Below are 13,977 nucleotides of genomic sequence, written 5' to 3' on the forward strand. Positions count from 1 at the left end.
CCTCCACGACCCCCGGCCGGTTAGGTTGCCCTCATGACCGACACGACTGCTCCTCGCACCACCGGCGCCGTGGCCGCCGGTCTCGCCACGATCGCCGCCGACGGCACCGTTCTCGACACCTGGTTCCCCGCGCCCGAGCTGACCACTGCGACCGCCGAGGGCCCCGGCCCGGCCGGCAGTGAGCGGCTGTCCGCCGAGAAGGCCGCGGAACTGCTCGGTGAGGGCGCCGCGAAGGCGATCGGCCCGGACGCCCGCCGGGGCGTCGAGGTGGTCGCGGTCCGTACGGTCATCGCCTCCCTCGACGAGAAGCCGATCGACGCGCACGACGTCTACCTGCGCCTCCACCTGCTGTCGCACCGGCTCGTCAAGCCGCACGGCCTGAGCCTCGACGGCATGTTCGGCTTCCTCGCCAACGTCGCCTGGACCTCGCTCGGTCCGGTCGCCGTCGACGACATCGAGAAGGTCCGGCTCAACGCGCGCGCCGAGGGGCTGCACCTCCAGGTGACGTCCGTCGACAAGTTCCCGCGCATGACGGACTACGTCGTCCCGAAGGGCGTCCGTATCGCCGACGCGGACCGCGTGCGACTCGGTGCGCACCTCGCCGAGGGCACCACCGTGATGCACGAGGGCTTCGTGAACTTCAACGCGGGCACCCTGGGCACCTCGATGGTCGAGGGCCGCATCTCCGCCGGTGTCATCGTCGGCGACGGTTCCGACATCGGCGGTGGCGCCTCCACGATGGGTACGTTGTCCGGTGGCGGCAACGTGATCATCGCCATCGGCGAGCGTTGCCTCGTCGGTGCCGAGGCGGGCGTCGGCATCGCGCTCGGCGACGAGTGCGTCGTCGAGGCCGGCCTGTACGTCACCGCCGGCACCCGCGTCACCATGCCCGACGGGCAGATCGTCAAGGCCCGTGAGCTGTCCGGTGCCTCGAACATCCTGTTCCGCCGCAACTCCATCACCGGCAAGGTCGAAGCCCGCCCGAACAACGCGGTCTGGGGCGGTCTGAACGAGATCCTCCACAGTCACAACTGAGAACGCATGGACCGTGCGGACCGTATGGTCCGCACGGTCCATGGGGCCGTGGACGATGGGCGCCCTCCTGCGGCTTGCGGGAGGGCGCCCGGCTTTCTTCGAGATGCTGTGGTCAGGCGGCGACCAACACCTCGTATGCCGCCAGGAGCCCGTCCGACGGCTCCCGGCCGGCGGGCCGCAGCGGCGCTCGGACCGGGCCGGCGGGCAGCCTCAGCCGGCCGAGCAGCGCCTTCGCGGTCACGGTGCCGGGCAGGCCGGAACCCATCATCAGCTCGGTCAGCGGGATGGTGAGCCGCTGGCGACGGGCGGCCTCGGCGGTGTCTCCCGCGTCGAACGCGTCAATGACCGCCCGGAAGTGACGGGGTGTCACATTCGCAACGGTGCTGATGTACCCGGTCCCGCCGATCGCGTACAGCGCCAGTACGTACTCGTCGCAGCCCGTGTAGTACGCCATTCCTGTCCGGGCCAGCACCTTCTGGGTGCCCAGCAGGTCGTACGCGCAGTCCTTCACCGCCACGATCCGCGGGTGCTCGGCCAGCCGGATCATGGTCTCCGGCTCGATGCGGGTGCCGGTGCGGCCGGGGATGTCGTACAGGGCGAGCGGCAGCCCGCAGGCGTCGGCGAGCTCGCGGAAGTGGGCCTCGACGGCGTCCTGCGGGGGCCTGCTGTAGTACGGCGTGACCGCCAACAGGCCGTCCGCCCCCGCCTTTTCGGCCGCCAGGGCCAACTCCACGGTGTGCCGCGTGTCGGCCGTCCCGACGCCCGCGACGATATGGGCCCGGTCCCCGACCGCCTCCCGGACCACACGCACGAGCTCCGCCTTCTCCGTGTCCGACGTGGTGGGCGACTCACCCGTCGTACCGGACAGGACCAGACCGTCGCAGCCCCCGGCCACCAGCCGGTCGGCCAACCGCTGCGCGCCGTCGAGGTCCAGTGCGCCCTCCGCGGTGAAGGGTGTGATCATCGCGCAGAGCGCACGGCCGAAGGGGGCGGGGCGTGGAGTCGTCATGGGGGTAGTGTCGGCACGGTCACGGTGAAGATCTACTTAATTCTTCTACGAGATGTCGGTCAGACCTGCTACGGAGACGTGCCGTGCGTCGTTGACCCGAGGTGAGAGGCCCTGCTGCGGAGCCGCCCCTTTTGGGTCACCATGGCCATGACGGTCAGCAACGTCACGTCACGGTCATGGGAGGCGTCATGAGGCTCGGCAAGGCACTCGCCACCGGGGTCGCGGAGGAGCAGGACCAGTCGTACGAGGAGGAACTGCGACTCCCCGAAGAGACCGCGGGGGCCAAGGAGTCGGAGGCGACCGCGGCTGAAGAGGTACCGGTCGCGCGATGAGGCTGCGGCTCCCCGAGGAACGTCCGGCGGAGCCGCCGACCGGATACAAGATCGCCCACCCGATGCTGTCCCAGGACGGCACACGGGCCGGTTTCACCGGGGTGTCGCTGGGTGGTGCGCTGCCGTACGGGGTCCTCGACGAGGCCCGGTGTGTCTACGGACTCAGGCACCGTGCCCCCGCGCGCCTGTGCGACTGCGGCTTCCACTGTGTGCACGACCGCGCGGCTGCCGAGGCGTTGCAGTGCACCGGCGAGCACCGCTCGGCCGTGCTGCTGGAGGTCTCCGTGCTCGGCTCGTACATCCGCTTCGAACTCGGCTTCCGGTACGCGCGCCAGCGGGTGAGGTGTGCGACGGTCGGGCCGTGCGCGTGCGGCGCGGCGGCCGTGGCCCTGGCTGACGCCGGTTGGGGGCGGCCGGGCTGGCGCGCGCTGACCGCCGCGTGCGCGGGCTGCGTCCGCGGGCGTACGTCGGTGTCGCTTGCCTCCTTCGCCCGGCTGGCGGGGGAGGGGCTGCGGGTTCGGGCTGCTGAGGGTGCGGCTGCGGCTGCTGCTGCGGCTGCGGGCGCGGTGGCGGATGAATCGTGCGGTTCGTCTGGTCCCGCCCGGTTGTCCGGCAATCTGGGCGTCCCCGAACTCGTCGCAGAGGCGGCGTTGCTCCAGGCGCGGCTCGACTGGTTCCAGGGCCAGCTGGCCAGGCTCGGCGAACGTGGACCCGGGGCGCCGCCGCAGGGATCGCCTCCGCAGGGGTAACGCCGCCCGGGCCGGGTACTCGGAGCGCCCCGGACGAGAGGAGGCGGGACACAGTGACAGGGACCCTGGACACCAGGCCCGCACGACCCACGGCGGCCGAGCACCATTCCGTCGGCGAACTGGTCGGGCAGGCCACCGAACAGCTCTCCACGCTTGTACGGCAGGAACTCGCTCTCGCCAAGGAGGAGCTGGCCGCGAAGGGACGCCGCGCGGGGCGTGGTGGCGGACTGCTGGGTGCGTCCGGCGCCATCGGCTACGTGGGCCTCATGGCTCTGTCGGGTGCCGCCGCGGCCGCGCTGGCGCTGGTGCTGCCCGTGTGGGCCGCCGCGCTCATCGTCGCGGGGGCGCTCTTCGTGATCGCGGCCGTGCTGGCGGCGACCGGGCGCACTCAGCTGCGCCGCGCCAAGCCGGCCACGCCCGCGCAGGCCATCGGCAGCCTCAGGGCGGATGTCGAGGAGATCAAGGGAAGGGCGCACCGATGACGAGTACCTCCGGCGGTTCGGCTGGTTCGACGGGCTCGGCTGGTTCGAGGGGCGCGCCACAGCCTCCTCGTTCGACCGGGGCCAAAGGGCCCGACGAGCTGCGGCAGCAGATCGCGATGACGCGTCATCAGCTCGGCGACACCGTTGAGGAGTTGGTTGCCAAGACCGATGTGAAGGCGCGGGCTCGGGCCCAGGTGGCGGAGCTGAGGGGCTCTGCCTCCCATGCGGCGCACTCCGTGCGGGAACGGGTGCCGCGTGTGCGGCGGGTTGTGGTGATCGGCGGTGTGGGTGCGGGCGTCGCCGCGGCGGCCGTCGGCGGGGTGGTCTGGCGGCAGCGCGAGGCGTCGCGGGCTGTGATGTGTGGGCGGCGCCGTTCTGTTTCGGCGCTCCGTCGTGACGTCGCGCGGCGCGTCCAGCGGATGCGGCGTATGTAGGCGAGTGTCTCCGGCGGCTGGGTCGGGGTGGGTGCCTGAGGTGCGGGGTGGCTTTCCGTCGTGGGGGTTCGCGTCGCCTGTACGTGTTTTCGTGGGTCGGGTGCGCGCCGGGAGGTCTCCGTCCTCGGTCCGGCGGGTCTGTGGGGGAGTATGCACTCGGCGGCGGACGCCGGCCGCTGCGGGCGGACACCTCCCGGCACACCCCCTCGCGTACGCGGGCGACCGCGGGCCGGTGAACGCGTCCGCACATGCCACAGTCAGCCTTCGGTGTGCCCATGCTTCCAAGGAGTGCGGGGCTGTGTTGAATATGCGGTTCCGCCGCGTGGGCGCGACAAGCCGCAACGAACCCGCGCCCGACCATCGGCAAGAACCCGGCAGACGAGACGCCCCGGTCACCCAGAAGGCATTCGGGCTTGACCTGAATCTTGGTTGAGGTCGGAGGGTGATCGGTACACGCACCCGTACCGATCGCCGGAGGCCGGCATGACCCGTCGTACCCACGTACACCCCGAACTCGACAATCCCCGGGCGGGGGCGCCCTTCTTCAGTACCTGGAAGGTGGGGACACCTCTGCGGCAGCGGCAGACCGTGGAGGCCATCGCCGCCACCTGGGAGCGGCGGCCCTGGCCCGCCGAGGGGCTGCTCGGCTACTACGTCTACACCGGGCTGGACGGCTCTACCCTGCTCCACTACTCGCAGTGGGCCGACGAGCAGGCGTACGAGGCCTTCGTCAAGACTCGGCGGCAGGAGCGCAACGACGAGATCGACACCGCCGTGCCAGGTATCGAACGCCAGTGGCTCGGGCGGTACCGGCGCTACCGCGGCCTGACGCGGGACGAGGCTCCGGTGCCGGGCTGCATCGTGATCGTCGACGTGGAGTTCGAGGGCCCCGACCCCGACCGGCAGCGCGCCTGGGTCGACGCCGTCCTCGGGGCGCTCGACAGTGAGCCCAACCCGCACCCCGGCGGCATCTCCGCCCACTTCCACCTCGGCACCGACGGCACCAGGGTCCTCAACTACGCCGAGTGGGAGACCGCCCAGGCCCACATCGACGCCCTCGCCGCACCCGGCGACGGGATCGGTACGCCGGCGGCCCGCGAGCAGTGGGAGCGGGTGCAGACGTGGCCCGGACCCGATGCCGCAGCCGATGCCGCTCAGCGGTTCGGCAGCGGTCAGCGCGGGCAGGGACAGCCGCAACGGCCCGGCCTCGAAGGCACTCTGCACCAGGAGCAGACCCACCACCGCCAGCGCCAGGACACCCCAGGGCTGCCACGAGACGAGCAGTCCGGTGACTCCCCTGTCGCGAACGATGCCGCCGGAGACGCGGGTGAGCGCGTCCTGGAGGCCGTAGAGGGTGCCGGCCGCGGCGGCCAGGAGGGGTGGGCGGTACAGCAGTCGCAGGTGCAGGGCGATGCCCACGAGGATTCCGGCCACCCCCAGGACACACGCGATCACCAGCCACTGCCGCACCACGCTGACCTGGCCTTGGCCGCTGTGCGGGTGCCCCGCCAGGATGAAGGCCGCCACTCCGCCGCTGAGGGCCAGTACTCCCAGCCAGCCCGACCAGCCCAGCGGTTGGTCGCCCATCCACCGGGCGAGAGCCATCGCGAAGAGCAGGTTCGTGGTGAGCAACGGCTCGACCTGGGCGAGGCTGCCGTGGGTCAGCGCGAGTGCCCCGAGGATCTGGCCCATGACCATGCAGCCGATGCCCGCCAGCCACAGTGGCACCCGCATCAGGTCCAGCAGCAGTCGGTAGGACAGCATCAGGGACAGCGGTTCGCGTTCGGCCGCGTGCTGCTGGAGCACGAAGCCGAAGCCCAGCAGACACGCGGCGGGAAGGCTGTAGAGGTACACCACGGCCAGTCATCCTCCTGCCGGGGCCGCCGTGCGAAGGTTCTGGACGGCCGGAGTCCGGCCAGGACCGTTCCGCAAAGTCACCCACGCGGCTTATCGCCGGGCCGTCGCGTGCCGGTCCCGGGGACGGCACATCGCTCAGCGGGCGCTCACCTCGGTGGTCGGCGCGGGCCGGGGCCGGCCGCGCCGGTTCGGCTCGCGCACCGCTGGTCCGTGTGTCGCCGCACGTTTGAAAGCCGTGAGCTCCGGCTACCCCTCGATGGTCGTTGTCATCGCCGGATGCGCGGAATGGTCGGGGCGGAGAGGTGCGCTCGCGGGCGGTCGGCGGACTCCGACGCCGTACTGGAGCCCATCGGTCAAGGAGGTCACCTTGGGACGCTCCACGGCGGATCCGTACCCGGCCAGGTCCGCCCTCCTGCCCGGCACCGTGCCCACGACGGGCGTGGCGCTCGTGACGGGTGCCTCCTCCGGGATCGGGGCGGCTGTCGCGCGGGCCCTGGCGAAAGAGCGGTGGGCGCTGCTGGTCTCCGGACGTGACCGGGCCCGGCTGGACAGGGTGGCGCACGAGACGTCCGGTGTCGCGATTCCCTGCGACCTGTCCAGCGCCGACGGCGCCCGGCAGTTGGCCGACCGGGCCCTTCAGCAGGTTCCCGTCCTCGATCTGCTCGTCGCCGCGGCCGGTGTGGGCTGGGCCGGGCCGTTCACCTCGATGCCCTGCAGCGAGGTGGACCGGCTGCTCACAGTGGACCTGGCTTCGGTGGTGCATCTGGTCCGGCAGGTCCTGCCCCACATGGTGGAGCGGCGCCGAGGCCGGCTGGTGCTGATCGGCTCCGTCGCGGGGTGCGTCGGAGTGCGGGAGGAAGCGGTGTACTCCGCGGCGAAAGCGGGGCTCGGCGCCTTCGCCGACGCGCTGCGGTACGAGCTGAAGGGCACTGGAGTGGGGCTGACCCACGTCGTGCCGGGTGTGGTGGACACTCCCTTCTTCGCCCGGCGAGGGGTGCCCTACTGCCGTAGCCGCCCGCGTCCGATCCCGCCCGAACGGGTGGCCGCGGCAGTCGTCGCGGCCGTGCGCAGGGAACGCCACGAAGTGTTCGTGCCTGGCTGGCTCCGTGTGCCGGTCGCGGTTCGCTGCCTCGCGCCCTCCTCGTACCGGCGCCTGGCGGCTCGGTTCGGCTGAACGCGACGACAGAGCGCGCTGCACAGAAGAAGAGCGCGCTGCACAGAAGATACGGGCGGCGGAGCGGTCTGGAGGCCAAGCGGAGCGGTCTGGATGCCAAAGGAGAAGGACATGCGGGACGGCGTGCATCGGGGCCGGTCGTGGCGCGCGGCCGTCGGCGTCGTCCCGGCACTCGTCGCCGCGGCCCACATCGTGCCCGCCGCGACCTGGCTCTCCGGCCCCCGGCGCGCATGGCTGCCTGCCCTGGCGGGCGTCGGCCGCAGCGACCACGTCGCGCTCACCTTCGACGACGGTCCCGATCCCCGCTCCACGACTGCTTTCCTGGCCGCGCTGGACGAGTTGTCGGTCCGTGCCACGTTCTTCGTGGTGGGTGAACAGGTGCTGTGGCACCGGCGGCTGAGCCACGACATCGTCCGGCGCGGTCACGAAATCGCCGTCCACGGCTGGACGCACAACCGCCCATGGCGGCCGGCGCCGGCCGGAGAGGCCCGGCAACTGGCGCGAGCCGCGCACGTGGTGGCGGAGGTGTCCGGTGCACCTCCCACCTGGTACCGGCCCCCGTACGGCATCCTGACCGGCGACCGGCTGCTGGCCGCGCGCCGCACCGGGCTGCGCCCGGTCCTGTGGACCGCCTGGGGCCGCGACTGGAAGGCCCGGGCCACCGCCGAGTCCGTGGCGACGACCGTCCTGGCGGACCTGCGGGGAGGCGGCACGGTGGTGCTGCACGACACCGACCGCCATGCGGCACCGGGCTGCTGGCGGGCGGCGCTGGCCGCGTTGCCCGGGCTGGTGGGCGCGTGCCGGGCGGCCGGCCTGACGGTCGGGCCGCTCGGCGAGCACGGCGTCGAGAGCCCGGCATCTGCCGACGACGCGCGAGCCCGATGATCCATCCACATGTCGATCCATCCGTATGTGTTGTGGGTCGGGTCCGGGGTGGTGGGTAGTGGCCAGGTCGTCCTACCGCCTGGCGCCGCTGCTGAACGGACGAAGTCGTCCTCCGAACGGTCCGATCTGTCCTCTGAACGGCCAGAGCTGTCCTCAGGCACAGAGCCGTTCCAGCGGGCCCACGGCGTCACCCTGGAAGAGGCAGCGGTCGGCGACGGCCCGGCGACCGGGTACCGGGCCGCCCGAGGCGAGGCCGTCCAGGCACTGCACCAGCTGCCATGAGTCCGCGGCGTACTCGGTCAGGCCCAGCGCCGCCATGCGGCGCGCTCCCTCCGCTCCGTGGCCCGGGATCGGGCGGTACCCGACGACCGGGACACCGACGGCCAGTGCTTCCAGTGCCGTCTGCCCTGCGGCGTTGTCGACGAGTGCCACGCAGGCCGCCATCAGGCCCGGTATGTCGTCCACCCAGCCCATGGCAAGCGTTCCCGGCACCTTCGACAGGAGGCGGCGCATGCGCTCGTTCCGCCCGCACAGGACGACCGGCAGGTAGCCGGCGCCGACCAGGAGCCGGGCCGTCGCGTCGAGCCGGCTTCCCACCCCCCACGCGCCCGCGGACATCAGCACGGGCCGACGCCCGTCGTCGGCCGTGAGCCGCTGCCGCCAGTAGGTCTCGCCGGGCGGCTGCGGGCGGAAGCGGTCCGGCAGCAGCGGACCGCAGGCGAGGGCGGGTCGTCCCAGGCGGTGCCGCACGTCCCGGGCGATCTGCGCGGTGAGGCACAGGTTGAGATCGTTGCCCCGGTGCAGCCATTGGCGGTGGACGGCGAAGTCGGTGATGACCACCGCGCTGGGTACCGCGAGCCGTCCGCGGGCCCGCATCCGCCCGGTCACCTGGGCGGCCAGGTGGAAGACCGGAACGACCGCGTCGGCGTGACTGTCTGCCACCTGCTGACGCAACCGGTCCTCGGCGAGCGCCACGAGCGGCGCACTGCCCGGCTCAGGCCCGGCGCCGCCGCGGAAGAAGGCGGCGTAGATGCCCGCGTACAGCAGGGGGGCGTGCCGGATCGTCGCGTGGTAGAAACCGCGCAGCCCGGCCCCGATGCGGGCGGGGAGCAGCTCCAGTACGTCTGTGTGCACCGCCTCGTGCCCGGCCACGCCCAGGCGCCGGGCCAGCTCGGCGGCAACCGCGTCGTGTCCCGATCCCATGCTCGCGCTGACCACGAGAAGGCGGCTCACGGCAGGCGTCGCACGGGTACGGTGACGCCCCGCCCGGACACGAGAACGTGCGGGGACAGGCAGGGCGCCGGGAGGTACGGGCACCGGCACAAGCGCGTCTGCGGCATGGTCACCTCGTATCGAGCAGCGAGCAACAGTTGTCCGCGGCCCCGGCAGCCCAACAGACGCCGACCAGGACCCTCCCGTCGTACGTAGCCGTTATGGCAGGATTTATCACCGTGTGCGGCGGCTGCGTCTTTGTTCACTCTGGTCACCTCTGTCCGCCCGCCGGCTGTACGGCGGCCGCCCGGCGGGTCTTCCCGTTCCCGTGAACGACAGGTACTCGCATGAACGCGCTCACCGTCGTCATGGCCCTGCTCTCCGCGCTGTCCAACGCGGCGGCGTCCGTCCTGCAACGCCGGGCCGCCGTCGAGCCCGACGAGGTCTCCGGCCGCGGTGTCAGAGTGGCGGCGGCCCGTCTGGCGGAGCTCCTGAGCCGTCCTTACTGGTGGGCCGGAGCGTCGGCCCTGGTGCTTTCGGCTGTCTTCCAGGTCATCGCCCTGGACGCCGGGCAACTGTCGGTGGTGCAGCCCCTGCTGGCCAGCGAACTGCTGTTCACCCTGCTCATCGGCGCCGCCGTTTTCCGTTCCCGTCCCGGCGCCGGGACGTGGCTGTCCTTCGTGATGCTCGCCGGCGGGCTGGCGGTCTTCCTGCTCAGCGCCTCCCCGTCACCCGGCGGTGAGCGGGCCTCCGACTGGCGCTGGCTCGCCGTCGGGGGCGGGCTGGCGTGCTGCGTCACCGTCCTGGTGGCCGCCGCCCGGCGTGTGCACGGCCCCCTGCGGGCCGCGCTGCTCGGCACCGCGACCGCAGCCTGTTTCGCGGTCACCGCCGCGCTCATCAAGGAGGTGACCGGGCGATTCCCGGAGGGACCCACGGCGGTCCTCACCACCTGGCACACCTACGCCGGTGCCGCTACCGGCCTGCTGAGCCTGCTGCTGCTCCAGTGGACGCTGCGGGCCGGCACCCTGGCCGCCTCCCAGCCGGCCCTGACTCTGGGAGACGCCCTGATCAGCGTCACCCTCGGCGGTCTGCTGTTCGGGGAGAGCATCGCGCTGGGCTGGCGCGTGCTGCCCGAGTGCGCGGGCGTCGGCCTGATGGCGCTGGGCATCGTCGGCCTGACCCGGTCGCCCGCGGTGGCCGGCGGCCGGAGCTGGGACGAGGCGGAACCGTAGTGGACGGGAGTCAGCCACGCGTCCGCGGTCCACAACGTGCTGCGAGCGCACGCAACCGTCCCTCTGGGCCGCCGCACCCAACAGCCCACCGAAAACTCACCTCGTCTGGACAAAAAAAGTTTTCGGTGTGAGGGTGGAGCCATGTTGGACGTGACCGTGATCGAGGACCCGGCGGCGGCGGCCGTCTCGCTGGACCCCGTAAGGGCCCGGCTGCTCGCCGAACTGGCGGCCGGCCCCGCGTCGGCCGCCATGCTGGCCGGCAAGGTCGGGCTGCCCAGACAGAAGGTGAACTACCACCTCAAGGCGCTGGAGCGGCACGGCCTGGTCGAGCTGGCCGGCGAGCGCCGCAAGGGCAACGTCACCGAGCGGCTGATGCGCGCGACCGCCGCGTCGTACGTCATCTCGCCCCTCGCGCTCGCCGCCCTGCAACCCGACCCGGACCGCTTCCGGGACCAGCTCTCCGCCCGCTGGCTGCTCGCGCTCGGCGCCCGGCTGGTCCGGGACGTCGGCACCCTGATCAGGGGCGCCGCGACGGCCCGCAAGCGGCTCGCCACCTACGCACTCGACGGCGAGGTGACCTTCGCCTCGGCAGCCGACCGGGCCGCCTTCATCGAGGAGCTGACGGTCGGCGTGAGCGCCCTCATCCGCAAGTACGACGCCCCCGATGCCGAGGGTGGTCGCGGCCACCGGATCGTCGTCGCCGTCCACCCCACGGTCAAACCGGGGACCGGTGAGCCCCCGGCCGCGGAGCCCGCGTCCCCGGAACTCACCCGGAACGCCCAAGGCGACCGGAACTCCCCTGATGACCGGAACTTCCCCGATGACACGAACAGTTGACGCACAGGAGCCAGCCATGTCCAAGGAATTCGAGATCGCCCGCGAGTTCGAGGTCGACGCCACGCCCGAGCAGGTGTGGGGCGCCATCACCAGCGGTACCGGCGGCTGGCTGTGGCCGATGGAGGCGCCCGAGCCGCGCGAGGGCGGCCGGGGCCCCTTCGGATCCGCCGTGACCGCCTGGGACCCGCCGCACCGGTACACCAACCGCGTCGAGGACGTGGAGGGCATCTCCGAGCAGACCCTCAACCAGCTCGACTACACGATCGAGCCGCGCGACGAGGGGCGGCGCGCCTGGGTGCGGTACGTGCACAGCGGCATCTTCGTCGACGACTGGGACAACCAGTACGACGGCGCCGGCAAGCACACCGACTTCTACCTGCACACCCTGCGCCAGTACCTCACGCACTTCGACGGCCGCACGCTCGCCTTCGCCACCTTCGACGGGCCCGAGGCGTCCAAGGCGTCCGACGCGTTCGTCGCCGTCGGCCGCGCCCTCGGCCTCGCGGACGACACCGCCGAGGGCACGCGTGTCCAGGCGCGGGGACCCGAGGGGCAGGCCCTCGACGCCGTGGTCGACTACCACAACCCGTACTTCATCGGGCTGCGCACCGACACCGCGCTCATCCGCTTCTTCGGCCGCAACCACTGGGGCGCCCCGGTCGGTATCAGCGTCCACGACTTCGCCCCGGACGCCGACGCCAAGCGCAACGAACTCGCCTGGCAGAGCTGGCTGAACGGGGTGTTCGGCGCCTGACGCCCGTGCCGGTACGCGACGGAGCCCGGCCCCCTGACGAGGGCCGGGCTCCGTCGCGTACCGAAGGACCTACGGCCGGAACCGCAGCACCTGCGGGTCGTGGTCGCTGATCTGGTCGTTGAACTCCGAGTTGATGTGCACGCTGTCGTACGTGAACTCTTCGGAGCGCCGGATCGACGGGCTGATCAGGACCTGGTCGAGAACCTGGCTGTTGCCCTGGTAGTCGTACGTGTAACGCTCGCTCTTGGGCAGGGACTTGATCGCCGACCACAGGGCGCCGTCGTTCTCCAGCAGCTGCACGGTGCCGGAGAACTCGAAGTCGTTGATGTCGCCGAGGGCGATCACGTCCGCGTCCTTCTGGGCCGCCAGGATCTTCTTGACGAACGTGTTCACCGCGGTCGCCTGAAGGTGGCGCTGGGTCTCCGAGCTCCGCTTCGGCGGCTGGTACTGCGAGTGCAGCGCCTGGTCGCCGCCCTTCGACGCGAAGTGGTTCGCGATCAGGAACACCGTCCTGCCACGGAAGGTGAACTCGCCGACGAGCGGCTTGCGGCTGTTCTTCCAGGCGTCGTTGGCGGGGTCGATCCGCCCCGGGGAGGCCGTCAGCTGCGCCTTGCCGTGCGCCTTCGTCACGCCGACCCCGGTGGTCGCGTCGCCGCCCGCGCGGTCGGTGAAGGAGACCCGCTTGGGGTTGAACAGGAACACCTGGCGGATGTTGCCGCCCGGCTCGCCGCCGTCCGCGAGGTCGACCGGGTCGACCGACCGCCAGTCGTACGTCGGGCCGCCGGCCGCCGCGATCGCCTCGATCAGCTTCTTCACCGTCTGGTCGGCGGCGACCGTACCGTCGTTCGTCGCGCCGTTGTTGTCCTGGATCTCCTCCAGGGCCACGATGTCGGGCGACTGGAGGTTGCTCACGATCGCCTGCGCGTGCGCCGCGAAGGTGTCGTCGGACGGGTCCAGGTTCTCGACGTTGTACGTCGCCACCGCCAGCTCGCCCTGGCCCTGCTTGCGCGTCGTCTCGCGCTTCAGGCCGCCCTGCTCAAGGGTGCCGAGCCTGTCGGCGACGAGCGTGTAGCCGCCGAACTGGCTGTAGTCCAGCGGGCCGGCCGTGGTGCCCTTCAGGGTGTCGCCGACGTTCGCCTTCGGGAAGTCGGCGGACGCGCCCAGCGACTGGATCTGCAGCCGGCCGGTGTTCTGCGAGGTGTACGAGCCGTAGACGGAGCCACCGCGCTGCGCGGCGTTCTCGCCCGGCTTCACCGTCACCCACAGCTCGGCGTACGGGTCGGTGGCCGTCACCACACGGGTGTCGGCGACCTGGACGTTCATGCCCTCCAGGGACTCGTAGTAGTCCAGGGCGTACTTCGTGGGCTCCAGGGTGAGCCCGTTGATCGAGCCGCTCGCGGCCGTGTCACCGGTCGGCGTGTACGCGTCCGGCACCGACTTCGCGTCGATGACCGTGGCGGCCGGAACGGCGTTGCCGCTGGAGACCACCGTGACCGTCGGGCGGGAGATCTGCGTCAGGGACTGGTTTCCGGACGACGTGCCGCCCGGCACGTATTCGGCCACCGTGCCGGAGACGGTGACCGAGTCGCCGACGGCGACGTTCGGCGTGGAGCTGGTGAAGACGAAGATGCCCTCACTCGTGGCCGGGTTGTCGTCCGGCTCGGTGTCCTGCATCCAGAAACCCCGCGACGAGCCGTAGGTCCGCACGCCCGTGACGATGCCCGCCACGTCCGTGACCTGCTGGCCGGCCAGCGGAGATATTCGGGTGGTGCCCTGGATGTCGTGGATGCGCACGGTCTCCGCCTGGGCGGTGCTGGTGACCACCAGGGCGGACGCCGCGGAACAGGCAGCGACGACGGTGAGCGCGGTGATGCGTACGGTTTTCCTGCTCGGCAAGGGAGATCCCTCCGGGGACGGGCGTGGGTGTGGAACAAGGGTGAATCGAAGGACGAACGCAACCGGTGGGGCGGTGGCGACGCGCGTAG

13 protein-coding genes and 2 pseudogenes are annotated in these 13,977 nt (G+C 71.8%); 11 read left to right on the forward strand and 4 right to left on the reverse strand.

Annotated features, from left to right (window positions below):
- The first annotated feature begins 33 nt into the window (after positions 1 to 33).
- Complete coding sequence (dapD, locus tag E0500_RS33570) at positions 34 to 1,035, forward strand: 2,3,4,5-tetrahydropyridine-2,6-dicarboxylate N-succinyltransferase (protein WP_131568551.1); 1,002 nt, start codon at positions 34 to 36, stop codon at positions 1,033 to 1,035.
- Positions 1,036 to 1,147: 112 nt separating this feature from the next.
- On the opposite strand, the gene dapA is transcribed toward dapD, so the two are convergent.
- A complete protein-coding gene (gene dapA, locus E0500_RS33575; RefSeq protein ID WP_131568549.1) occupies positions 1,148 to 2,044 on the reverse strand; it encodes a 4-hydroxy-tetrahydrodipicolinate synthase in 897 nt (298 codons plus the stop codon).
- 188 nt (positions 2,045 to 2,232) lie between these two features.
- Here dapA and E0500_RS33580 point away from each other — a divergent pair, with 188 nt between their 5' ends.
- The 5 genes and pseudogenes from E0500_RS33580 to E0500_RS33600 all read left to right on the forward strand — a co-directional run.
- Positions 2,233 to 2,376, forward strand: a complete 144-nt coding sequence (locus E0500_RS33580; RefSeq protein ID WP_165935145.1) for a hypothetical protein — start codon at positions 2,233 to 2,235, stop codon at positions 2,374 to 2,376.
- Positions 2,373 to 3,125 (forward strand): hypothetical protein, encoded by a 753-nt coding sequence (locus E0500_RS33585; RefSeq protein WP_131568547.1) that lies wholly within the window; start codon positions 2,373 to 2,375, stop codon positions 3,123 to 3,125. The genes E0500_RS33580 and E0500_RS33585 overlap by 4 nt, the downstream gene beginning before the upstream one ends.
- A 53-nt stretch (positions 3,126 to 3,178) precedes the next feature.
- On the forward strand, positions 3,179 to 3,607 hold the full coding sequence (locus E0500_RS33590; protein WP_131568545.1) for a phage holin family protein: 429 nt from the start codon (positions 3,179 to 3,181) through the stop codon (positions 3,605 to 3,607).
- A gap of 98 nt (positions 3,608 to 3,705) precedes the next feature.
- Complete coding sequence (locus E0500_RS33595; RefSeq protein WP_399121031.1) at positions 3,706 to 4,041, forward strand: DUF3618 domain-containing protein; 336 nt, start codon at positions 3,706 to 3,708, stop codon at positions 4,039 to 4,041.
- A 483-nt stretch (positions 4,042 to 4,524) separates the two neighbouring features.
- Positions 4,525 to 5,172: pseudogene (locus E0500_RS33600) on the forward strand (antibiotic biosynthesis monooxygenase); the annotation flags it as partial.
- A gap of 75 nt (positions 5,173 to 5,247) precedes the next feature.
- On the opposite strand, the pseudogene E0500_RS33605 reads toward E0500_RS33600, so the two are convergent.
- Positions 5,248 to 5,898 (reverse strand): annotated as a pseudogene (locus E0500_RS33605) (DMT family transporter); the annotation flags it as partial.
- Between the two features lie 439 nt (positions 5,899 to 6,337).
- On the opposite strand from E0500_RS33605, the gene E0500_RS33610 reads away from it, so the two are divergent.
- On the forward strand, positions 6,338 to 7,072 hold the full coding sequence (locus tag E0500_RS33610) for an SDR family NAD(P)-dependent oxidoreductase (RefSeq protein WP_181587318.1): 735 nt from the start codon (positions 6,338 to 6,340) through the stop codon (positions 7,070 to 7,072).
- A gap of 93 nt (positions 7,073 to 7,165) precedes the next feature.
- Positions 7,166 to 7,957: a polysaccharide deacetylase family protein gene (locus tag E0500_RS33615; protein WP_399120482.1), complete on the forward strand. Its 792-nt coding sequence runs from the start codon at positions 7,166 to 7,168 to the stop codon at positions 7,955 to 7,957.
- A 153-nt stretch (positions 7,958 to 8,110) separates the two neighbouring features.
- On the opposite strand, the gene E0500_RS33620 is transcribed toward E0500_RS33615, so the two are convergent.
- Positions 8,111 to 9,190 carry an MGDG synthase family glycosyltransferase gene (locus E0500_RS33620; protein ID WP_309505269.1) on the reverse strand — a complete coding sequence of 360 codons (1,080 nt, stop codon included), beginning with the start codon at positions 9,188 to 9,190 and terminating at the stop codon, positions 8,111 to 8,113.
- A gap of 326 nt (positions 9,191 to 9,516) precedes the next feature.
- On the opposite strand from E0500_RS33620, the gene E0500_RS33625 reads away from it, so the two are divergent.
- The 3 genes from E0500_RS33625 to E0500_RS33635 all read left to right on the forward strand — a co-directional run bounded on the left by E0500_RS33625 (position 9,517) and on the right by E0500_RS33635 (position 11,992).
- Positions 9,517 to 10,401 (forward strand): DMT family transporter, encoded by an 885-nt coding sequence (locus tag E0500_RS33625; protein WP_131568539.1) that lies wholly within the window; start codon positions 9,517 to 9,519, stop codon positions 10,399 to 10,401.
- A gap of 141 nt (positions 10,402 to 10,542) precedes the next feature.
- Positions 10,543 to 11,238, forward strand: coding sequence for a winged helix-turn-helix domain-containing protein (locus E0500_RS33630; RefSeq protein WP_131568537.1), 696 nt, complete (start codon positions 10,543 to 10,545; stop codon positions 11,236 to 11,238).
- 16 nt (positions 11,239 to 11,254) lie between these two features.
- The gene (locus E0500_RS33635) at positions 11,255 to 11,992 is read left to right on the forward strand and encodes an SRPBCC domain-containing protein (protein ID WP_131568535.1); all 738 of its coding nucleotides are present in this window, start codon (positions 11,255 to 11,257) and stop codon (positions 11,990 to 11,992) included.
- 69 nt (positions 11,993 to 12,061) lie between these two features.
- On the opposite strand, the gene E0500_RS33640 is transcribed toward E0500_RS33635, so the two are convergent.
- Positions 12,062 to 13,888: an endonuclease/exonuclease/phosphatase family protein gene (locus E0500_RS33640; RefSeq protein ID WP_131568533.1), complete on the reverse strand. Its 1,827-nt coding sequence runs from the start codon at positions 13,886 to 13,888 to the stop codon at positions 12,062 to 12,064.
- Between the last annotated feature and the right edge of the window lie 89 nt (positions 13,889 to 13,977).

This window comes from Streptomyces sp. KM273126 (assembly GCF_004337435.2).
GTDB lineage: Bacteria > Actinomycetota > Actinomycetes > Streptomycetales > Streptomycetaceae > Streptomyces > Streptomyces acidicola.